Origin of the sequence: Mycobacterium sp. DBP42 (assembly GCF_005924235.1) — a bacterium.
GTDB lineage: Bacteria > Actinomycetota > Actinomycetes > Mycobacteriales > Mycobacteriaceae > Mycobacterium > Mycobacterium syngnathidarum.
This window is the reverse complement of sequence record NZ_VCMY01000013.1, coordinates 54,656-75,807: the sequence shown is the minus strand read 5'-3', so window position 1 is coordinate 75,807 and position 21,152 is coordinate 54,656. Positions and strand designations below refer to the sequence as shown.

At 66.3% G+C, this 21,152-nt stretch carries 20 protein-coding genes and 1 pseudogene; 10 read left to right on the top strand and 11 right to left on the bottom strand.

From position 1 onward, the window contains the following. Positions 1-26: 26 nt before the first annotated feature. Positions 27-1,475 (bottom strand): NAD-dependent succinate-semialdehyde dehydrogenase, encoded by a 1,449-nt coding sequence (locus E0T84_RS14830; protein ID WP_138744798.1) that lies wholly within the window; start codon positions 1,473-1,475, stop codon positions 27-29. Between the two features lie 50 nt (positions 1,476-1,525). Here E0T84_RS14830 and pgi point away from each other — a divergent pair, with 50 nt between their 5' ends. Beyond that, positions 1,526-3,184 carry a glucose-6-phosphate isomerase gene (gene pgi / locus E0T84_RS14825; protein ID WP_138744797.1) on the top strand — a complete coding sequence of 553 codons (1,659 nt, stop codon included), beginning with the start codon at positions 1,526-1,528 and terminating at the stop codon, positions 3,182-3,184. On the opposite strand, the gene E0T84_RS32305 is transcribed toward pgi, so the two are convergent. The 5 genes and pseudogenes from E0T84_RS32305 to E0T84_RS32295 all read right to left on the bottom strand — a co-directional run. Continuing rightward, positions 3,181-3,573, bottom strand: coding sequence for a hypothetical protein (locus E0T84_RS32305; protein ID WP_249383644.1), 393 nt, complete (start codon positions 3,571-3,573; stop codon positions 3,181-3,183). The genes pgi and E0T84_RS32305 overlap by 4 nt on opposite strands. A 192-nt stretch (positions 3,574-3,765) precedes the next feature. Further along, a complete protein-coding gene (locus E0T84_RS14815) occupies positions 3,766-4,515 on the bottom strand; it encodes an SDR family oxidoreductase (protein ID WP_003881816.1) in 750 nt (249 codons plus the stop codon). A 45-nt stretch (positions 4,516-4,560) separates the two neighbouring features. After that, complete coding sequence (locus E0T84_RS14810; protein WP_138744796.1) at positions 4,561-5,808, bottom strand: threonine/serine exporter ThrE family protein; 1,248 nt, start codon at positions 5,806-5,808, stop codon at positions 4,561-4,563. A 245-nt stretch (positions 5,809-6,053) separates the two neighbouring features. Further along, the gene (locus tag E0T84_RS32300; RefSeq protein ID WP_239252154.1) at positions 6,054-6,527 is read right to left on the bottom strand and encodes a zinc finger domain-containing protein; all 474 of its coding nucleotides are present in this window, start codon (positions 6,525-6,527) and stop codon (positions 6,054-6,056) included. A gap of 141 nt (positions 6,528-6,668) precedes the next feature. Further along, positions 6,669-6,911: pseudogene (locus tag E0T84_RS32295) on the bottom strand (DNA-formamidopyrimidine glycosylase family protein); the annotation flags it as partial. A 40-nt stretch (positions 6,912-6,951) separates the two neighbouring features. Between E0T84_RS32295 and E0T84_RS14800 the strand changes: the two are divergent. Then, positions 6,952-8,715: an FUSC family protein gene (locus E0T84_RS14800; RefSeq protein WP_083284537.1), complete on the top strand. Its 1,764-nt coding sequence runs from the start codon at positions 6,952-6,954 to the stop codon at positions 8,713-8,715. On the opposite strand, the gene E0T84_RS14795 is transcribed toward E0T84_RS14800, so the two are convergent. Together E0T84_RS14795 and cobF are read right to left on the bottom strand one after the other, a co-directional pair. Continuing rightward, positions 8,686-9,069, bottom strand: a complete 384-nt coding sequence (locus tag E0T84_RS14795; protein ID WP_070189186.1) for a phage holin family protein — start codon at positions 9,067-9,069, stop codon at positions 8,686-8,688. The two genes, E0T84_RS14800 and E0T84_RS14795, sit on opposite strands and share 30 nt — an antisense overlap. A gap of 6 nt (positions 9,070-9,075) precedes the next feature. Continuing rightward, on the bottom strand, positions 9,076-9,846 hold the full coding sequence (gene cobF, locus E0T84_RS14790) for a precorrin-6A synthase (deacetylating) (protein ID WP_070189187.1): 771 nt from the start codon (positions 9,844-9,846) through the stop codon (positions 9,076-9,078). Positions 9,847-9,970: 124 nt separating this feature from the next. Between cobF and E0T84_RS14785 the strand changes: the two genes are divergently transcribed. Beyond that, positions 9,971-11,251, top strand: coding sequence for a diiron oxygenase (locus E0T84_RS14785; protein WP_070189188.1), 1,281 nt, complete (start codon positions 9,971-9,973; stop codon positions 11,249-11,251). Here E0T84_RS14785 and E0T84_RS14780 read toward each other — a convergent pair. Then, entirely contained in the window at positions 11,235-12,410 is a 1,176-nt protein-coding gene (locus tag E0T84_RS14780) for an MFS transporter (RefSeq protein WP_138744795.1), read from the bottom strand. The two genes, E0T84_RS14785 and E0T84_RS14780, sit on opposite strands and share 17 nt — an antisense overlap. Positions 12,411-12,471: 61 nt before the next feature. Here E0T84_RS14780 and E0T84_RS14775 point away from each other — a divergent pair, with 61 nt between their 5' ends. Further along, positions 12,472-13,335, top strand: coding sequence for an LLM class flavin-dependent oxidoreductase (locus E0T84_RS14775; protein ID WP_070189286.1), 864 nt, complete (start codon positions 12,472-12,474; stop codon positions 13,333-13,335). 202 nt (positions 13,336-13,537) lie between these two features. After that, on the top strand, positions 13,538-14,773 hold the full coding sequence (locus E0T84_RS14770) for an MFS transporter (protein WP_070189190.1): 1,236 nt from the start codon (positions 13,538-13,540) through the stop codon (positions 14,771-14,773). Here the strand turns inward: E0T84_RS14770 and E0T84_RS14765 are convergent. Next, positions 14,747-15,151, bottom strand: a complete 405-nt coding sequence (locus E0T84_RS14765; RefSeq protein WP_070189191.1) for a DUF5709 domain-containing protein — start codon at positions 15,149-15,151, stop codon at positions 14,747-14,749. The genes E0T84_RS14770 and E0T84_RS14765 overlap by 27 nt on opposite strands. A gap of 255 nt (positions 15,152-15,406) precedes the next feature. Here E0T84_RS14765 and E0T84_RS14760 point away from each other — a divergent pair, with 255 nt between their 5' ends. The 5 genes from E0T84_RS14760 to rnhA all read left to right on the top strand — a co-directional run bounded on the left by E0T84_RS14760 (position 15,407) and on the right by rnhA (position 18,840). Next, the gene (locus tag E0T84_RS14760) at positions 15,407-15,700 is read left to right on the top strand and encodes a hypothetical protein (RefSeq protein ID WP_083284538.1); all 294 of its coding nucleotides are present in this window, start codon (positions 15,407-15,409) and stop codon (positions 15,698-15,700) included. 179 nt (positions 15,701-15,879) lie between these two features. Further along, a complete protein-coding gene (locus E0T84_RS14755) occupies positions 15,880-16,206 on the top strand; it encodes a hypothetical protein (RefSeq protein WP_070189192.1) in 327 nt (108 codons plus the stop codon). Between the two features lie 51 nt (positions 16,207-16,257). After that, on the top strand, positions 16,258-17,652 hold the full coding sequence (locus E0T84_RS14750; protein ID WP_070189193.1) for an acyl-CoA dehydrogenase family protein: 1,395 nt from the start codon (positions 16,258-16,260) through the stop codon (positions 17,650-17,652). A gap of 24 nt (positions 17,653-17,676) precedes the next feature. Beyond that, positions 17,677-18,315, top strand: coding sequence for a glyoxalase (locus tag E0T84_RS14745; RefSeq protein ID WP_070189194.1), 639 nt, complete (start codon positions 17,677-17,679; stop codon positions 18,313-18,315). 48 nt (positions 18,316-18,363) lie between these two features. Then, entirely contained in the window at positions 18,364-18,840 is a 477-nt protein-coding gene (gene rnhA, locus E0T84_RS14740) for a ribonuclease HI (protein WP_070189195.1), read from the top strand. On the opposite strand, the gene E0T84_RS14735 is transcribed toward rnhA, so the two are convergent. After that, positions 18,837-21,116, bottom strand: coding sequence for an ATP-dependent DNA ligase (locus E0T84_RS14735; protein ID WP_110765218.1), 2,280 nt, complete (start codon positions 21,114-21,116; stop codon positions 18,837-18,839). The genes rnhA and E0T84_RS14735 overlap by 4 nt on opposite strands. Positions 21,117-21,152 lie beyond the last annotated feature (36 nt).

Here is a 21,152-nt window from a genome sequence, read left to right as displayed (position 1 = left end):
CCGAGCCGGGAAGGCGCGACCGAGCGTTAGCGGGTTAGCGCAATATATTTCGTGTCGAGGTACTCCTCGATGCCCTCGATGCCGCCCTCACGACCGAAACCGGACTCCTTGATGCCGCCGAACGGCGCGGCCGCATCCGAGATGACACCGCGATTGATGCCGACCATGCCGGACTGGATGCCCTCGGCCACCCGCAGCGCGCGGTCCAGGGACTGCGTGTAAACGTAAGCAGCCAAACCGTATTCGGTGTCGTTGGCGGCGGCCACGCCCTCGTCTTCGGTGTCGAAGCCGGTGATCGGGGCGACCGGGCCGAAGATCTCCTCTTTGAGGATGCGGGAATCGGCAGGCACATCGGCCAGCACCGTGGCCGGGTAGAAGTTGCCCGGCCCGCCCGGAGCGACGCCGCCGACCGCAACCGTTGCACCGCGAGACACCGCATCGGAGACCAACTCGGTGACGGTGGAGACCTGTTTGGAATTGATCAGTGGGCCCAACGTGGACGCTGGGTCGATGCCCTTGCCGAGGGTGAACTCGCTCATCCGTTTGACGAGCTTCTCGGTGAACTCCTCACGCACCGAGTTGGCCACGTGGAACCGGTTGGCGGCCGTGCAGGCCTCGCCACCGTTGCGCATCTTGGCCAGGATCGCCCCGTCGACCGCGGCATCCACATCGGCGTCGTCGAACACGATGAACGGCGCGTTGCCACCCAGCTCCATCGATGTGCGCAGCAGCTTGTCCGCGGACTGTTTCACCAGGGCCCTGCCCACGCCCGTCGAGCCGGTGAAGGTCAGCTTGCGCAAGCGGCCGTCGTCGACCAGCGCGCTGGTCACCGCACCCGGGTTGCTGGTGGGCAGCACCGAGAGCACACCCTTGGGCAGGCCGGCCTCATCCATCAGCTTGGCCAGCAGCAGCATGGTCAGCGGGGTTTCCTGCGCCGGTTTGACGATCATGGTGCAACCCGCGGCGAATGCCGGGCCCATCTTGCGAGTGCCCATGGCCAGCGGGAAGTTCCACGGCGTGATGGCGTAGCACGGGCCGACGGCCTGTTTGGTGACGAGGATGCGGCCGGTGCCTGCCGGTGCCGGTGTGAAGCGGCCGGCGATGCGCACCGCCTCCTCGGAGAACCAGCGGAAGAACTCGGCGCCGTAGGCAACCTCGCCCTTGCTCTCGGCGAGCACCTTGCCCATTTCCAGGGTCATCAGTGCGGCGATGTCGTCGGCTCGTTCGGTGATCGCCTCGAACACCGAACGCAGGATCTCGCCGCGTTTACGCGGTGCGGTCGCGGCCCACTCGGCCTGAACGGCGCAGGCGGCGTCCAATGCGGCGACAGCGTCGGCGGCGGTCGCGTCGGCCACCGTGGCCAACACCTGATCGTCGCTGGGATCCAGCACATTGAACGTCGACGCGGCCTGACGTTCCTCACCACCGATCCACAGACCCGTGGGCACGGATGAAATCAAGTCTTCAATGGCCATACATCCATCATGTACACCTTCGCTCCCGAACCCGCATTAAGGTCGACAGAATGAGTGCTGACATCACCGCAACTCCCGCATGGCAGGCATTGTCGAAGCACTACGACGAGATCGGTGACCTCCATCTGACCGAGCTGTTCGCCGAGGACCCGAACCGTGGCACCGAGCTCGTGCTGACCGTCGGCGATCTCTACATCGATTACAGCAAGCATCGGATCACCCGGCGCACCCTGGAGCTGCTGACGGATCTGGCCCGCACCGCCGGCCTCGAGGCCCGCCGCGATGCGATGTTCGCCGGCGAGCACATCAACACCTCCGAGGACCGCGCCGTACTGCACACCGCGCTGCGGTTGCCCGCCGACGCGGCCCTGACCGTCGACGGCCAGAACGTGGTCGCAGACGTGCACGCTGTTCTGGATCGGATGGGTGATTTCACCGACCGGCTGCGTAGCGGCGAATGGTCCGGCGCCACCGGCGAGCGCATCAAGACCGTGGTGAACATCGGCATCGGTGGTTCGGACCTGGGCCCGGTGATGGTGTATGACGCATTGCGTCACTACGCCGACGCCGGTGTCAGCGCCCGCTTCGTCTCCAACGTCGATCCGGCCGATCTGGTCGCGACGCTGGCGGATTTGGACCCGGCCACAACGCTTTTCATCGTTGCCTCCAAGACGTTCTCCACCCTTGAGACGCTCACCAACGCCACGGCAGCGCGCCGCTGGCTGGTCGACGCACTCGGCGAGGACGCGGTGGCCAAGCACTTTGTGGCGGTGTCCACCAACGCGAAGCTGGTGCAGGATTTCGGCATCGACACCGACAACATGTTCGGCTTCTGGGACTGGGTGGGTGGCCGGTACTCGGTGGATTCGGCGATCGGCCTGTCGGTGATGGCCGTGATCGGCCGTGAGCGTTTCGCCGAGTTCCTGTCCGGTTTTCATCTGGTCGACGAGCACTTCCGCACCGCACCGCTGGCCGCGAACGCTCCGGCGCTGCTGGGGCTGATCGGACTGTGGTACTCGAATTTCTTTGGCGCACAATCACGTGCGGTGCTGCCCTACTCCAACGACCTGTCCCGGTTCGCGGCGTACCTGCAGCAGCTGACCATGGAGTCCAATGGAAAGTCGGTGCGGGCGGACGGTTCTGCGGTGAGCACCGATACCGGAGAGATCTTCTGGGGCGAGCCGGGCACCAACGGCCAGCATGCGTTCTACCAATTGCTGCACCAGGGCACCCGGTTGGTTCCCGCCGACTTCATCGGCTTCTCCGAACCCACCGACGATCTGCCGACAGCCGACGGCACGGGCAGCATGCACGACTTGCTGATGAGCAACTTCTTCGCCCAAACCCAGGTGCTGGCTTTCGGAAGAGATGCAGCGGCCATTGCCCGGGATCTTCCAGTAGGGACGCCGGAGTCAGTGGTCCCACACAAGGTGATGCCCGGAAACCGACCGACGACGTCAATCCTGGCAACCAGGTTGACGCCGTCGGTCGTGGGTCAGCTCATCGCCCTCTACGAACACCAGGTGTTCAGCGAGGGAGTTGTGTGGGGCATCGACTCCTTCGATCAATGGGGCGTCGAGCTGGGTAAGACCCAGGCAAAGGCACTGCTGCCGGTGATCACGGAGCCGCAATCACCGAGCAGGCAGTCGGATTCATCTACGGATGCGCTGGTGCGCCGGTACCGCGTCGAACGCGGACGTTCGGCTTAGGGCATCCCCGGGACCGTCGCACATCCCACATTCGGGATACAGCCACTGGCCCCGCCAGGACCGGCCGTGCCGCTAGGTCCATACGGGATACCGCCGGTAGCGCCACCCGGTCCCGCGGTCCCGCCCGGACCACCCGGGATCTCGCCCGTGGCACCACCCGGGCCCGCTGCGCCTCCGGGGCCGTACGGGATCGCGCCGCTGGCGCCACCGGGGCCTGCGGTCCCGCCCGGACCACCGGGGATCTGGCCACTGGCGCCGCCCGGACCGGCCGTACCGATGTCAGCACAGGGTGTGCCGTCGGCATTGGTGCACGGAGGCGGCGGAGGGGGATCGGCCACGGCCACTGGAGCCAACGCGACAGCCCCAGCCGCAGCACCTGCAAAGAACATCGAGGCAATCAGTCTTGAGGTCATGAAGGTGGGCTACCCAGATCTCCCCGATGTTGAAACCCTCGCCACGTAGTCGGGCGGGTGCTTGGCTACGGCTGCGACGTCGCCGACTGTGCGCTGACGGCTCGCGCTACTCGCACATTTACGCCAGGTACGCAGCGTCAACACCCAAGGGGCCGAGCAGTGGGCCGGCTAGGCGAAGCGCTTGGTGTACTTGGGGGGCAGCAACCGCATCACCTGGGTCAGTGGCGCCCACGGCCAGCGAGGCACGACAGCCCGCCCCTTCTCTTTCTCGATGGCCTCGACCATCGCGCGCACACCGGTCTCGTTGTCGACCATCAGCATCGTGGTCGCCGACTTGGCCGTCATCTCCGACTCGATGTAGCCCGGCTCGATGACAGTCACCCGGATCGGGCCTTTGTCGTACTCCGCGCGCAGCGACTCACCGAGTGAGGTCATGCCGGCCTTGGAGGCGCAGTAGGCCGCCTTGCCGCCGGGCACACCGGTATTGCCCAGCACCGACGAGATCAGCACCAGATGACCGCTGCCGGATTTCTTGAACATCTCCAGCGCCGTCTCGATCTGCACCAGCCCGGCGATCAGATTGGTTTCGATGGTGGCCTTGTTCGCCCACGGCTTGCCCTCGCCGAGCGGCCAGCCCTTGCCGATACCCGCATTGACGATGACGCGATCGATGCCGCCCAACTCCTCGGACAGCTCACCGAACACCCGCGGTACGGCCTCATGGTCATTGACGTCCAGCGCGGCGACCGCCACCTTGATGTAAGGGTGCCGATCGGCCAGCTCGGCCTTGAGCTCGTCGAGACGCTCGGTGCGGCGTGCACACAGCGCCAGGTCCCGGCCCTTGGCCGCGAATTGCCGGGCCATGCCCGCGCCCAGTCCAGAGCTGGCACCGGTGATGAGGATCTTCTGACGGGTCATCGCTGCAGGATAACCGAGTTAGACAACTGTCAAGAACCGGGCATCTCAATCGACGAATTCCACGTCGTCGCCCCGGCGCCGAAAGACGTTCCAGATCGCGAAGCCGGTGGTGAATCCCAGTGCGATCGACATCATCGACACCAACATCACCGTGATGGCGCCGGTCCCCTGCCCCGCGGCCATGTCGGCAATGCCGATCATGCCGACCGAACTGGGCACGAGCAACCAGAAGCCCGGGGCCAGCACGACCTGCGCGGCCGGCATATTCGGCAGCCGACTCAGCGCCAGCGCGCAGATCATCAGAATGAGTCCGCCGCCGAAACCACTGGTGTAACCACCGAACACCGCGGCGGTCAGCGCCTGCGCGCCGTATGCGATGAACAGCACCAGCGTGAGCCACGGCATGAATCCCGGCGGCGGACCGAAGTGTAGGGCGATCCCGACGGCGTAGACGGCAACACCGAGCCATGGTGCCCACCCGCCCAGGGTGTTGACCTGGGTGTCGACCAGTTCCGACCAGGACAGCCCGAGCAGTTGCACCGCGATCACGATGCCGAGGGCGAGTTGAGCGAGCCGGGTGAATCCGGCCATCAGCCGCGCCGATCCGGACACCACCTCCCCGGTGGAGGATTCGATGACCGCCAAGGTGATCGCCACGCCGGGCAGGAACAGGGTCAGCGGGGCGATGAGCACGCGAAGGCTGTCGTGCCCCATGTGCAGCAACCGGCCGAGGCTGAACGCGATATAGGTGACGGCGAAGGCGCTCAACACCGGAAGCAGATGCCGCAGCGCCGTATTGCCGCGGGTGACCAGCTCCATTATCCCCACCAGCAGACCGAACCCGGCCGCGACGACCAGCGACACCAGAGTCGGCTGCAAGATCAACGCGTATGCCGCGCTTTGCAACCCGTAGCCGAGCACCTCGACCCAGCCGGGGTAGCGACGCGGCAGCGAGTGGATGCGGTCGAGCTCGGCCAGCCCGTCCGCTGGATCGACCTGTCCCCGCTCCGCGCGGGTGACGAGTTCGCCCAGCGGGAAAGTCTGGTCGTAGCGCAGCGGGCTGTCGCGGCGCACAACCCTGGTCTGATGCCGGTCGCCCGCCTGGACGAAATTGGGGAGCACCAGCAGGGGGCAGTCGATCTGTTTCTTATCGGCGAAGCGCTCCAGTGTGTGCCGCACGACCGGGATGGGATAGTCGGCGCCCAGCATGGCCGTACCGAGCCGGGCGATGAAATCGATGCTCAGCGCGGAGTCGGTGGAGTCCTCGTGAGTGGGATTGTCACTGCGTGGCATCGTCGCCCCTTGAGGGTCGCACCAGGATCAGCACCAGGACGATGGCCATGGCGGTTCCGGGCAATCTTGTCAGCGCCTCACATCCCGCGCAATGCATACCGGATTATTTACCACAACGAAAGTCAAAAGCCCTGTTGTTCAGCGGAAACGACCTCGCAATGCGAAAGGGCGTGCTAGAACTTCGCATATCTACTGCGACTCTGAGCAAAGCGGTGCGCCCGGTGACGACTCACGCCTGACGGCCGCTACTTGAGCAGCCTCGACATCCGCCGGTCGGCCAGCACCTTGCCCCCGGTCTGACACGTCGGGCAATACTGAAACGACTTGTCGGCGAAGGAGACCTCGCGCACGGTGTCCCCGCACACCGGGCACGGCAAACCCGTGCGGGCATGCACGCGCAGTCCAGAGCGCTTCTCCCCCTTGAGCGTTGCCGCCTGCTGGCCCACCGACCGTTCGACCGCATCGGTGAGCACCGAGATCATCGCGTCGTGCAATGCGCCGAGTTGGGCCTCGGAGAGCTTGTCGGCGCTCGCGAACGGCGACAGCTTCGCCACGTGCAGTATCTCGTCGCTGTAGGCGTTGCCGATCCCGGCGATCACTTTCTGGTCGGTGATGACGTTCTTGATCCGACCCGAGTTGCCGGACAAGACCGCGGCCAACGCCGCCGAATCCAGTGACAGTGCGTCCGGCCCCAGCGAGGCGATCTGCGGGACCGCCAGCGGGTCGGCCACAACCCAGACCGCGAGGCGCTTCTGCGTCCCTGCCTCGGTGAGGTCGAAGCCGACGCCCTCCCCCAGGAGCACGCGTAGCGCGATCGGGCCCTTCCCCGACGGTTTGAGCGGTGTCGGCGACAGCTTGTCCGACCAGCGCAGCCAGCCGGCCCGAGACAGATGTGTGATCAGGTGCCACGGGCCGACTTCGAGACCCAGGTACTTGCCCCAGCGGTTCGCGCCGGTCACGGTCTGGCCGTGCAACGCCGTCGTCGGCGGATCGAAGGTCTTGAGCACCGACAACGCCGACACGTCGACCCGGGTGACTTCCCGGCCGGTCGCATGTCGGCGGAGATGGTCGGCCAGCGCCTCGACTTCGGGCAGTTCAGGCATGGGTCCAGTGTGTCAGCGAAACGCCGAGCATGCTGTAGACATGTCCGACCGGCCTGCTCCCCGAGCGACCAATCCGATACGGAACATCTTCGTGGTCAACAGCGTGCCGCGGCGGTGGCCGTTCGCGCTGCGCGCGGGAATCTGCATGGCCGTGCCCGTTCTGGTGGGCTGGCTGGCCGGCGACACCACGGCCGGATTGATCGCCACCATCGGCGGCTTCACCTCGCTGTACGGCAGTGGTCGGCCCTACCTGAATCGCGGCGTTTACCTCGGGCTGGTCGCGGTATGTTTCGCGGCCGCGGTGGCGCTCGGCGACTGGGCGTCGTCAGCGCCGTGGCTCGGGGTGCTCACCGTAACCGCGATCGCCGTGGCCGCCACCCTGGTCTGCCACGCACTGACCATCGGGCCGCCCGGGGCCTACATGGTGGTGCTGGCTTGCGCGGCCGGCACCGGAACCCCGGCGACACTGCATCTCGGCCCGGGCCATCACGCCGCATTGGTGCTGGCCGGTGGCGCGTTCGCCTGGCTGGTGCACATGTCCGGGGCTCTGATCCGGCCCCGCGGACCGGAGAAGGCTGCGGTGGCTGCGGCTGCCTCCGCCGTCGCGGCCTACATCGAGAACATCGGAGGCGGGCCCGACGCGGAGGCGACCGCACGGCACAAGGCGGCGCTGCTACTGCACACCGCGTGGGTCACCCTGGTCACCTATCAGCCGGTCCAACCCAAGCCTGACCAGGCGCTGTATCGGCTGCGGGTGGTCAACCGCCGGCTGCACGTGCTGTTCGCCGAAGCGATGCGCGCCGCCGATTCCGGTGAGCCGCCGGCTTACGACGGGGCGGCCCTGGCTCGTCACCTGGCCACCGTGCCGGCCGATGCGGTCACCGATGAGCATGGCGCCGAAGGGATTCCGCTCGGCCGTCCCAGCGCTTCGCGACTACTGCTCCGGGCGCTGACCCCGGGCTCGGTGTCCCTGCAGCTGGCAGCGCGCGTCGGGATCGCGGTCGCGATCTCGGGTGTCATCGCCGTGCTGATCTCGCAGGCCCTGACGATGACGCATGCGTACTGGGCGATGGCCGCGGCGGTGCTGATGCTGCATCAAGGTTTCGACTGGCAGCGCACCGTGGTCCGAGGCGTGGAACGCACGCTGGGCACCTGGCTCGGCCTCGGCGTGGCCGGTACCATTCTCGCCCTCCACCCGCAGGGCCTGTGGCTGGCGCTGGTGATCGGAACGTTGCAGTTCATCATCGAGATGTACGTGGTGCGCAACTACACGCTCGCCGTCGTGTTCATCACCCCCGCGGCGCTCACCATTGCCTCGGGCGGTCAACGCGTCGACGATCTCGGTGAACTGCTGCTCACCCGCGGCAGCGACACCCTGATCGGCTGCGCGGTGGCGCTGGCCGTCTACTGGGCCACCCAGCGTCTCCGCCACCCGACCGGCCTGCGCACTGCGATCAATGCCACGCTCGACGCGGTGACCGCCACCCTGCCGCACCTGGCCGCCGACGACGCCACCTCCCCCGCGGCCCGTACCGATCGGCGCGATCTGCAGTTGCGCGCCATGGAACTGCTGCCGGCCTATGACGCGGGTATCGGTGGATCGGCCGCGCAACGTCTTGGGGCCGAACGCATGTGGCCGGCCGTCGTCTCCACTGAGCAGCTGGCATACCGCACGTTGGTGGCCTGCTGGGGCGCCGAGCGTGATCGCGACACAGAGTCGGGAGCCGAGGCCGCCGCAGACACCGCAGTGGCGCTCGGCGAACAGGCGCGCGCCCTACGCGAGGGCCTTGACGAACGACAGTAGCCAGCTGACCAACGACAGCACGATGGCCGCCCAGATGGCCGTCCACCAGAACTGGTCGATGTGCAGACCCCAACCCGTGGTGTTGTCAGTGATCCACGACGTGATCCACAGCATCAGTGCGTTGATCACGATGTGGATCAGGCCGAGCGTGAGGATGTACAGCGGGATGGACAGGATCTGCACGATCGGCTTGACGAACGCGTTGACCAGACCGAAGATCACCGCGACGACGAAGATGATGCCGACCCGGGCGATGGTCGAATCACCTCCGATGAAGTAGATCCCCGGCACGACGAGAGTGACCACCCAGAGCGCGAATCCGGTTACCGCGGCGCGCAGGAGAAATGAGCTCATGGCGGTCTAGTCTGCCGAGCGCAGGAGGTACGTGTCCATGATCCAGCCGTGGCGAGCTCTCGCTTCGGTACGCGCAGCAACGATTTCGTCGCCGATATCGCCGACCGTTCCCGCATAGAGCAACTCATCAGGCGTACCCAGATACGCACCCCACCAGATCCGGGTCTGCGGCGGGCACTGCTGGAATGAGCAGTCCGCGTCGAGCATCACCACGGCGCTTCCGGTAAACCCGTGCTCGCGCAACTGCCGGCCGGTGGTGATCAGCACCGGTTCGCCGACGTCGTTGAGTGGGATGCGGTGCCGTGCGGTCAGCACCTGGACCGCGGTGATGCCGGGGATGACGTCGTAGTCGAAGTCCACGTACTCGGAGACTTTGTCCAGGATCCGCAGGGTGCTGTCGTAGAGCGACGGATCCCCCCAGGCCAGAAAGGCCCCGACGCCGTCGGGCCCGAGTTCGGTCTCGATGGCGGCCGCCCAGATCCGGGCCCGCTCGGCATGCCAGTCCGCGACGACCTGGCGGTAGCCAGATACGTCGCCGGCCGCGGCTCGCGGTGGGTCGACCAATTCGACGAATCGGTAGCCGGGTTTTCCCGGTTCGGTGCGGATGAAGCGATCGCAGATCAGTTTGCGTACCGCGACCAGATCGTCTGCCGCACCGCGACGCGGACCCTTGTCCATCGCGAAGAACACCTGCGTGTCGTTGAGCGCGGCAATGGCCTGAGCCGTGACGAAGTCCGGATCACCGGCCCCGATTCCGATGACATGGATGCGACGCACCGTCGAAGGTTAACCGACCCGAAACCGGGTACCCGAAGTACCCGATACCCGGGGTATTGACATCACGCATTGTCGATACCTAACGTCGAAGTGAGAGGGACCACAAACGAAGGGAACGTCAACGGTGACAACTTCGGTCAGACCCGGCGGAGGCTCGGCCAACGCTGCGCGGCGGGACGCATTCTCCGAACGCCTGCTCAAGGGTTCGGTTCGCAAGTCCTACGCGCCGGTGGTGGACATCGACTGGCAGGCGCCGATCGATCCGGACAAGTTCTTCCTGCCGCCAAGGATCGTGTCCCTGTACGGAACGCCGTTGTGGGACAACATGTCCCGCGAGCAGCAGATCGAGCTTTCGCGCGAAGAGCTGGCCAACACGCTCTCGGCGGGTATCTGGTTCGAGAACATCCTCAACCAGGCGCTGCTGCGCAAGATGATGCATCAGGACCCCACCTCGAACTCCACGCACTACGAGCTCACCGAACTCGGCGACGAGACCCGCCACATGGTGATGTTCGGCAAGGCCATCGACAAGATCGGCGCCAAACCGGTGCGGCCGCGGCTGTACCAGCGCATGATCATCAACACGCTGCCGTTCTTCTTCCGCGGCTCGGTGCTGTGGGTGGCCGCACTCATCGGTGAGGAAATCTTCGACTCACTGCAGCGGCAGATGATGGACGACCCCGAATTGCAGCCGATGGTGCAACGCCTCATGCGCATTCACGTCACCGAGGAGGCCCGTCACATCCAGTTCGCCCGCGACGGTTTGCGCCAGCGCACCCCTTCGATGCGCTGGTACAACCGGGCCTGGGTGGCCAACCTCAACGGTGTCGGCGGGTACTTCTTCCGCTATCTGTTCACCAACAAGGTGCAGTACGCACGCGTCGGCCTGAATGCGCGCGCCGCCCGCCGGGTGGCCCGGGCCAGCGCCCACCGTCGCGAGGTGCAGATCTCCGGATTCGCGCCGCTGGCGGCCTTCCTCGAAGAGGTCGGGCTGATGGGACGCATCGGACGCCGCATGTGGCGGCGCTCCGGGTTCCTCCCCGCCAAGGCACCGCAGGCACTGGCTACGTCAGCCGATTCGACCCCCGGCTCCGAGGGGAGTGTGACCGAAGAGGTGTACGACGGGTTCGCCATCCTCGACACCGGTGACGGCGATCGCCGCGTGCATGTGCGGCTGGCCGGGCATCTGGATCCGATCGACGGCAAGTACCACTGGCGGGGAACGATTCTCGATGCGCCGAGCACCGTGGCCGCAGGTCCGGTCCGGCTGACCATCGGCGCTCGCACCGTCGACGCCCGCATCACCGAGCGCACATCGCAGGGCACGCACTCGGTCTCCGGGATCGGTGAACCCCCGTTCGAGTTGGACGGCGCCGAGGGCTCCGAGGTCAGCGCGGCCGGGTGACGACGGAGCGGCCGAGCAATACGACCGCGAACACCGCCCCGCCGATGCCCGAGATCAGCAGCGGTAATTGGCCGGGCTGACCTGGAACCGCAGTCCATGCCAGCCCGGCCCAAACCCCCGCGCCCAGCACGGCAAACCCGCTGAGCCCCTGGAAGACTCCTTGTGCGCTGCCTTGCAGGTCGGCGCCCACCAACGAGGACACCCAGGCCTTACCGACCCCGTCAGTGCATCCCGTGAAGAGGCCGTAGGACCCGATCAGCAACCAGGCCAACAGCGGATCGGTGGTCAGCCCCAGACCCGCGTAACCGATTGCGAAGAACACCAGGCCGATACCGAACACCGGCAGCCGGCCGATCCGGTCGGCCAGCAGCCCGGCCGGAAAACTGGAGATGGCGTACACCGCGTTGTAGGTGACGTAGGCCAGGATCACCTCGACCACCGAGAAGCCGATTTCATTGAGCCGCAACAACAACAGCGCGTCAGGGAAGTTCACCAGACCGAACGCCACCAGCACGGCCGTCACCCGCCAGTACCGCCCAGGCAGGTCGCGCATCCGGGCGAAGACCGGCTGGCGCTCGTTGACCGGCCGGGTGCGCCGTTTCTCGGCCACCAGGAACACCAGAAGCACGCTGAGGACCGCGGGCACCACCGCCACCCACAACAGCGGTGCGATCTGGTGGTCGAGCAGTTCGTAGCCCGCCAAACCCAGAAGTGGACCGATCACGGCACCGAAAGTGTCCATGGCACGGTGGAATCCGAAGACACGGCCGCGGGCGGCATCGTCGACGTCGGCGACCAGCAGGGCGTCACGGGGCGCGCCGCGGATGCCCTTGCCGAGCCGGTCCACCACGCGGCCGGCGAGCACGCCGGACCACGCACTGGCCGCTGCGACCATCACCTTGCCCAGGGCCGCCATGCCATAGCCCGTGGCGATCAGGGGCCGCTTGGTGAACCGATCACCGAGCGGGCCTGCCGCCAGCTTGGTCATCGCCGCTGCTCCTTCGGCGGCGCCCTCGACCGCGCCGACCACCGCCGGCGGGGCCCCGAGCACGGTCGTCAGATAGATCGGCAGCAGCGGATAGAGAAGTTCGCTCGCGGTGTCCTGCAAGAAGGACACCGCCGACAACACCCGGACGTTCGGGGTCAGCCAGGCGGGCATGCGGTCATCATGCCCGCCCGATCGGCCCCGCAGAACTAGAACACGTTCTAGTGTGTACGGCATGCGGTTCACCTACGCCGAAGCCATGACCGATCCCACCTACTACATTCCGCTGGCCCAGGCGGCCGAGGCGGCCGGCTATCACGCCATGACCATCGCCGACAGCGTTGCCTATCCCTTCGAATCCGATTCGAAGTACCCGTACACCCCTGACGGCAACCGGGAGTTCCTGGACGGCAAGCCATTCGTCGAGGCCTTTGTGTTGGCCTCGGCCCTGTGTGCGGCCACCACCACGCTCAAGTTCAACTTCTTCGTCCTCAAGCTGCCGATCCGCCCGCCCGCCCTGGTGGCCAAGCAGGTGGGGTCGCTCAATGCCCTGTTCGACAACCGACTGGGCCTCGGCGTGGGCACCAGCCCCTGGCCCGAAGACTACGAGTTGATGGGGGTGCCGTTCGCGCGACGCGGCAAGCGCATGGACGAGTGCATCGACATCATCCGCGGCCTGACCTCCGGTGACTACTTCGAGTACCACGGCGAGTTCTACGACATCCCCAAGACCAAGATGACCCCGGCACCGTCGGAGCCGGTGTCGATCTTGGTCGGCGGGCACGCCGAGGCCGCCCTGCGCCGCGCGGCCCGCAACGACGGCTGGATGCACGGCGGCGGGACCGACGACCTCGACGAGCTGTTGAAGCGGCTCAACCAGATTCGTGAGGACGAAGGTCGCACCGGGCCGATTGAGGTCCACGTCATCTCGGCCGACGCGTACACGCCCGACGGCATCAAGCGGCTCGAGGACAAAGGTGTCACCGATGTGATCGTCGGCTTCCGCCTGCCCTACATCAAGGGTGACGACCCCGAGCCGCTGGACCGCAAGATCCGGCACCTGGAGAAATTCGCCGAGAACGTCATCGCCAAGGTCTAGCGGGTTTTCTTTGCGCCGGATGTTGCGCGGTTTTCCACACCCGGGTCGCACCGAGCGCCCGCTCAGCAGCCCACGTGTGAAATGCGGCGGGCACCGAACGATGAATTTGAGGGAACACTCGCCGCGCCGTTAGCGTTGCACCCGCCGTTCTCGCCAACGCTGTCCGAGAGCTCCAATCCGTACCCCCTCGGAAAGCCTGAGAATGACGACATCCCTCGAACGTCCGACCCGAACGGATGGCCCGCCGCCGCGCGCCGTTGTCGCACCTGATCCCACGGTGCGCATGCTCGCGGTGTTCGCCCTGGCCCTCGGCGGCTTCGGTATCGGCACCACCGAGTTCGTCGCGATGGGATTGCTGCCCGATATCGCAGCGGGTTTCGGCATCAGCGAGCCCACCGCCGGTCATGTCATCTCCGCGTATGCGCTGGGCGTGGTGGTCGGGGCGCCGGTCATCGCCGCGCTGACCGCCCGCTGGCCGCGCAAGGCCCTGCTGCTCACCCTGATGACGGTTTTCACCCTCGGCAACCTGGCCAGCATGCTGGCACCGACCTACCCGACCCTGGTGATCGCCCGGTTCGTCGCGGGCCTGCCGCACGGCGCGTTCTTCGGGATCGCCGCGTTGGCCGCCGCCCATCTGATGGGCCCACAGAACCGGGCCAAGGCCGTGGCGTACGTGCTGTGCGGCCTCACCATCGCGACCGTCCTGGGTGTGCCGCTGGCCTCCTGGCTGGGCCAAGCCCTCGGTTGGCGCAGCGCATTCGGCCTCGTGGTCGGCGTCGGCCTGGTCACGTTGGCGGCTCAGTGGCGGTGGCTGCCCGAGCATCTGCGGTCCATGCACGTCACCAGTCCGCTCACCGAACTCGGTGCGCTGCGCCGGCCTCAGGTGTGGCTGGCGGTGCTGGTGGGCATGATCGGCTTCGGCGGCATGTTCGCGGTGTACACCTACATCAGCACCACGATGACCGATGTGACCGGCCTGCCTCGCGCGATGGTTCCCGTTGCGCTGATGGTGTTCGGCCTCGGCATGGTTGTCGGCAACCTGATCGGCGGCCGGCTGGCCGACACCTCGGTGACCCGCGCGCTGTACCTGTCCTTGGGTTCCCTGGCGGTGCTGCTGGCAGCGTTCTCGCTGGGGTCCCACAGCCCCTGGACCGCGCTGCCGCTGCTGTTCGGCGTCGGTGCGGCCGGCTCGGCCGTCGGTCCGGCGCTGCAGACCCGGTTGATGGACGTCGCCCACGATGCCCAGACGCTGGCCGCCGCGCTCAACCACTCCGCACTCAACATCGGTAACGCCACGGGCGCCTGGGTGGGCGGCCTGGTGATCGCGGCCGGCCTCGGTTACACCGCACCGGCGGCGGCCGGTGCACTCCTGGCCATCGGCGGGCTGTTGGTGTTCACCGTGTCGGTGGCGTCAGAACGTCAGACCGCCATCCGGTGACGACGGCGGGATGATGTGGACCGCGGCTTCCTCGGCGGAGGCCGCACCACCGTCGATGCCGACGTCGGTGCCGAGCAGTTCTGCCTCTTCGTCGGCGCCAAATCCCGCGTCGGGGGCCACCAACCGCCCCGAACGCAGGTCCCCGACCTCATCGTCGCCGGCTTGCTCGTCGGGATGGTCGGAATCATCGAGCTGCATCGCGGGGTCAGGTTCTTCTTCGGCCAACAGCTCGTCGAGGGTCTCGTGGTCCCGAGGCTCCCGCCAGCGATCCGGCGGCGAGTACCCCTCGTCGAGCAAGTCGTCGACACCCCGATCCATCAGGGTGTCCTCCTGAGTCAACTGGTCGTCGTCATCGACGCTGTACCCGTCAGTACTCATGGTTCAACGATGGCACAGATCCGTCACGGTGACCGCTGATGATTTCTTTACCCGCCCGAGCCGACGTCGGGCCCGGGCACCGAGATCGGAAGAACCGCCTTGCCGCCGCTCATCTTGCGGCACCCCCAACCTGAGAAATTCCGCAATTTCAGCTGAGAATTCTGGAATTTTCGAACCCTTTCGCCAATTAAACGTAATAGGTGGCAACCGGAAGTAGTGGGACTTCCGGTGCGGCCTGCAACGGAGGGTTGGGAAATGAAGTCATATACCATCGCCACATTAGCCGCAGGCGCGTTGGCCGCCGGCACTTACCTCGGGGGCGTCGCCGCTGCCGCCCCGACCGAGCAATCCGCTGAGCAAACCGTAAAGAGCCTTCAGACCAGCGGATACCATGTGATCGTCAACCGCACGGGTGCCGCGCCACTGGCCAACTGCACCGTGCTCGGGGTACGCCAGGGACAGACATACGCCACCGACGATTCCAGGGGCGGAAGTTCGATCAATACCACCGTCATTTCAAAGACGGCATATATTGACGTCGCCTGCTGAGTGAGGAATAAAACAGGCAGTGCAATTGTTTGAGCCACCAAACCGCATCTAGCGGTTTGGCGCAATTACACGTCCGCAATCGGCCGCACAATTGTGCGGCCGATTGTTGTTGCGGCTGGAGTCGCGGAGCGTTTCTGCCTCGGCGTCACTTGTCGGTCGGTCGGCGTACCGTACCGAACATGAGTTCGATATTGGTATCCGATAGGGATCTCGAGCGGACGATCGTGGGTGAAGCCCTCGATCACCTCAATGCCGCCTGCAAAGAAATCGATGCGCTGTCGGTGCACGCCCTCACACGCTCGGAGCTCCACGAGGTTTTGAGCCGGCTCGACGCCGGTGAGAAACGGTTGGCGACGGCGCAACAACGGCTGCTCGGCCGGATGGTGGCCACCGAGACCGCATCACCGCCGCGGTTTGATCCGGCCGCTGTCCTGGCCCGAAGGCTTCGGATCTCGCCTGCCGAAGCGCGACAACGAATCGCGGCGGCTGGGCAGGCGTCCGACTGAAGGCATGGCCGCAACGTTCGGCCGGCGGCGCAGTGGGGTACCCCCTCCGCTGTGGCATTCGACATCACGCCCACAGCGGCACAACATGAGTTGGCCCGAAGGGCACACGAGTTCGCCGAGCAGGTCATCCGACCGGTCGCCGCCGAGTATGACCAGCGCCAGGAGTTCCCCTGGCCGGTGCTCGAAGAGGCGGCGGCCCAGGGCTTCTACAGTCCGCTGTTCTATCGCGACCTGATCGGTGACCCCACGGGCCTGTCTCTGCCGATGTTCATGGAGGAACTGTTCTGGGGCTGTGCCGGTATCGGCTTGGCCATCGTCATGCCGGCATTGGCCCTGTCGGCGATCGGCCAGGCCGCCTCACCAGAACAGATGCTGCAGTGGGCACCAGAGTGTTTCGGCACCCCGGGCGACCTCAAATTGGCGGCCCTGGCGATCTCCGAACCCGAGGGCGGCAGCGACGTACGGAACCTTCGCACGTATGCCACCCGGAGCGGGCCGGAGCCAGATGCGGACTGGATCATCGACGGCCACAAGATGTGGATCGGCAACGGCGGCATCGCCAACGTGCACGTGGTCAACGCGGTCGTCGACAAAGACCTCGGCCACAAGGGACAAGCCCTGTTCGTGGTGGAGGGCGGCACTGCGGGCCTGGAAATGGTGCGGAAACTCGACAAGCTCGGCTGCCGTGCCTCGCACACCGCCGAGCTCAAGTTCAACGGCGTCCGGGTACCGGCCGGCAATCTGCTCGGCGGCCAGGAGAAGCTCGAGTACAAGTTGGCGCGGGCACGCGAAGCCGTTGAGGGCGGGCAGCATTCGGCCTCTGCCACCCTGGGCACCTTTGAACAGACCCGGCCGATGGTCGCCGCACAGGCACTCGGAATTGCCAGGGCCGCACTGGAATACGCCACCGAGTACGCGAACCGCCGCGTCGCGTTCGGCAGCCCGATCATCGACAACCAGGGCGTGGCGTTTCCGCTCGCTGACCTGGCCACCCAGATCGACGCCGCCCGGCTGCTCACCTGGAGAGCCTCGTGGATGGCCGCCAGCGGCGTTCCGTTCGCGCGTGGCGAGGGTTCGATGTCGAAGCTGGCCGCCAGTGAGGTTGCGGTCAGAACCACCGAGCGGGCCATCCAGACGATGGGCGGCTGGGGTTACATAACCGACCACCCCGTCGAGAAGTGGTACCGGGACGCCAAGCTGTACACGATCTTTGAGGGCACCAGCGAGATCCAGCGGATCGTCATCGCGCACGCGCTCGGCGCCGCCGACGGAAAGCCTCCGCTACACGTGGACCTGGAGCCATCCGGTGGGCCGTTGAACCGGTGGTTCGGTCGCGGCACCCCACTGCGCACCCGTGCGGCCAACACGGCACTGTCCGCCAAGGACCGGGTGCCCGATCCGGTCATGCGACTGGCGATGAAGGTGCTACGACCGCCCCGCAAGTAAGCCGGCCAGCTAGATTCGACGTCCATGACCGTCACCGTCGACGTGCTCGACGTCGCCGACCCACCGGACGCCTGGGTGCGAGCCGGGTTCAGTGTTGATCCCGACGCGGTCTGCCGGGTGGGCGGCGTTCGCATCCGGCTGGTCGGAAACGATCGCGGCACCAGCATCGTCGGGTGGTCATTGCGCGGTCTGCCACCGCAGGGATCGTTCGACGACGTCGACGGCGTCCCGACATTGCGGTCAACCACAGACATCGCACACGCGGGCACACACCCGAATGGTGTCAGCGCAATCGACCACGTCGTGCTGTTGTCCCCCGACCTCGGCCGCACCGTCTCATCGCTGGGTGCCATCGGCGTGGAGCCGCGCCGGGAGCGGGACGCCGAACTCGGTGGCCGGCCGATGCGCCAGGTCTTCTTCCGGCTCGGGGAGGTGATCCTCGAGGTCGTCGGATCGCCCGCGACCGCGTCTGACGGTCCGTCGAAGCTGTGGGGAATCACCTACGTCGTCGACGACATCGACGCAACCGCCGCCTTCTTCGGCAAGCACACCGCCCCGATCAAAGACGCCGTCCAGCCGGGGCGACGGATCACCACGGTCCGGAACAGGGACTTCGGAATGTCGGTCCGCACGGCCGTGATCTCGGCGACTCCCCGCCGTTGACGTGTGTCGGGGCGCAGACCAACCGACTCCGTTGCCTATCCTCAGCGCATGACCGACGCCGGACTCCTCAGCGACGACGTCGTCGTGATCCACACCGACGGTGGCTGCCGGCCCAACCCGGGCCCCGGCGGATGGGGCGCGGTGCTGCGCCACCGTGAGCGCGTGCGCGAGATGTATGGCGGCGACCCCGGCACCACGAGCAACAACCGGATGGAGCTGACAGCGCCCATCATGGCGCTCGAGGCACTCACCCGACCGGTGGTGGTGCACCTGCACACCGACAGCACCTACGTGCGCAACGGCATCACCAAGTGGGTGCTCGGCTGGGAACGCAACGGCTGGCTGACGGCCGCAAAACAGCCGGTGAAAAACGTCGACCTGTGGCAGCGGCTGCAGGCCGCGTGCGCGCAACATCAGGTCGAATGGTTCTGGGTGAAGGGCCACTCAGGTATTGCCGACAACGAGCTCGCCGACGAGCTGGCGACCAAGGGCCTACGGGAAGCCGTCGACGGTTCGCTCATCTAGTGCCCTGATTCCCACACCACTTCATCCGGCACCTTGTCGGGCCGCAGTCCCCGCCAGCTGGGCTGGCGCAGCCGGTGGTCCGAGGTGCGCTCGCTGTAGCGCACCTCCCCTACCAATTCGGGCCGCACGAACGTGACGCCTTTGGCATCGAGCTTGGGCAGGGGTTCCTCGAACGGCGATTCCTCGGTGTGCAGGGGTTTCAGCATGCTCTTGAGCTTGCTCAGTTCTTTCTCGGTGAACCCGGTGCCAACCCGCCCGGCGAATTGCAGACCGTCGGGGCCCGGTACCCCGAGCACCAGCGCACCGATTCCGCTGCTACGCCCGCCCTCACCTTGGCGCCAACCGCCGATCACCACTTCCTGGGTGTTCCAGATCTTGTCTTTGATCCAGGACGCCGAGCGCCGGCCCGGCTGATAGGTCGAATCCCGCTTCTTGGCAACCACACCCTCGAATCGGTTCTCACGTGCATGCTCCATGGCCTCGGGTCCGTCGCCGGTCAACGGCTCGGGCACAATCAGTCCACCACCGACCGCCAACGCGTCCAACAACTTTCGCCGGTCGGAGTACTTGGCGCGCAGCAGGGACCGGCCGTCGAGCCACAGGATGTCGAACGCCCAGAACTCGACCCGGGTCGAGCGGGCCCGGTTCTGCATCTCGCCGAAACTGGGCACCCCATGGTCATCGAGTGCCACCGCCTCGCCGTCCAGGACCACGTGATGATCGGCGAGATCGGCTGCCAGCGCCTGAAACTGGGGATACTCGGCGGTCACGTCGCGACCGCGACGCGACCGCAGTTGCAGTCGGCCGTGATCGGCCTCGACCAGCACCCGATAGCCGTCCCACTTGCCCTCGAACGCCCATTGCGTCGCCTTGAGTTTCTCGACCGAACCCTCGGTGGCCAGCATGGGTGCGAAGTCCTTGGGATCGGGGGTGGTGGACTGCTGGTCCTTCATTCGGTGCGCCAGCCAGTTCTTACCTTCGGTTTGAATCAGCGCGTACCGGCCCTGGATCTTCTCGCCATGCAAGGTGACGATGACTTCCCCGCCCTCGTCGGGCCCGTCGGGTGAGTTGTCGTTGAACTTCTCGGTCTCGTAGGTACCGGTGTCCCACACGATGACCTTGCCGCCGCCGTACTCGCCTTTCGGGATCTCGCCGTGGAACGTCAGGTATTCCATCGGGTGGTCCTCGGTGTGCACGGCAAGCCGGTTCTCCGAGGTGGTCTCCGGCAGATTCTTCGGCACCGCCCAGCTCACCAGCACTCCGTCGCGCTCCAGCCGGAAGTCGTAATGCAAGCGCCGGGCGTGATGTTCCTGGATCACGAACTTGTCGTTGTCGCCCGTCCGCGGTGACATTTTGGGCACCGGTTCCGGTGTTTTCGCGGCGTCGCGCATGGTGCGGTAGGTGGTGAGCTTGTCAGCCACGGGGGCATCGTAATCCAGTTCGGACAGCAGGTCGCCGTCATCGGAAACCCGTTGCAGCACTTCATCGAACCGCAAATGGCGCAGGTCGGGATCGCCGATCTCGTCCCAGGTGCGGGGCACCGCGACGGTCGGGTGCTCGCGCCCCCGCAGCGAGTACGGGGCGATCGTGGTCTTGGCGGCGTTGTTCTGACTCCAGTCCAGGAACACCTTGCCGGCGCGCACGCTGCGGGTCATGGTGGCGGTGACCAGTTTTGGCATCGCCTGTTCCAGCTGTACGGCCACCCGCTTGGCCAGGACCGAGGCGCCCCGGGAACTGATCGGCTCAGCCAGCGGCACATACAGATGCAGGCCCTTGCTGCCGCTGGTGAGCGGAAACGTCGTCAGACCGATATCCCCCATCAGCTCGCGCACCGCTTGGGCCACCTCGCACAACTGCGGCATCGTGACGCCCTCACCAGGATCGAGGTCGAACACGATGCGGGTGGCCGGCCCCTGACCGCCGCCGGAATCGAACCGCCATTGCGGCACATGCACTTCGAGCGCCGCTTGCTGCGCGATCCAGGCCAGGCCCTCGCGGGTGTTGACGATCGGGTAAGTCGTGGTGCCCGACTTGTGCGCAATGGTGCCGCGTTCAAGCCAACCCGGCGCCGATGACGCCAACTGCTTCTCGAAGAACGACGCCTCCGCGACCCCGTTCGGCCAACGCTTTCGGGTCACCGGGCGCCCGGCGATGTGCGGCAGCATCACCTCGGCAATGCTCAGGTAATAGTCGAAAACCTCGGCTTTGGTGGTGCCGGTGGCCGGATAGAGCACTTTGTCCGGATTCGTCAGCCGAACCCGCTCATAGCGCTCCATCACGCCCGCCATGAGGCCAACGTATACCCAACATCC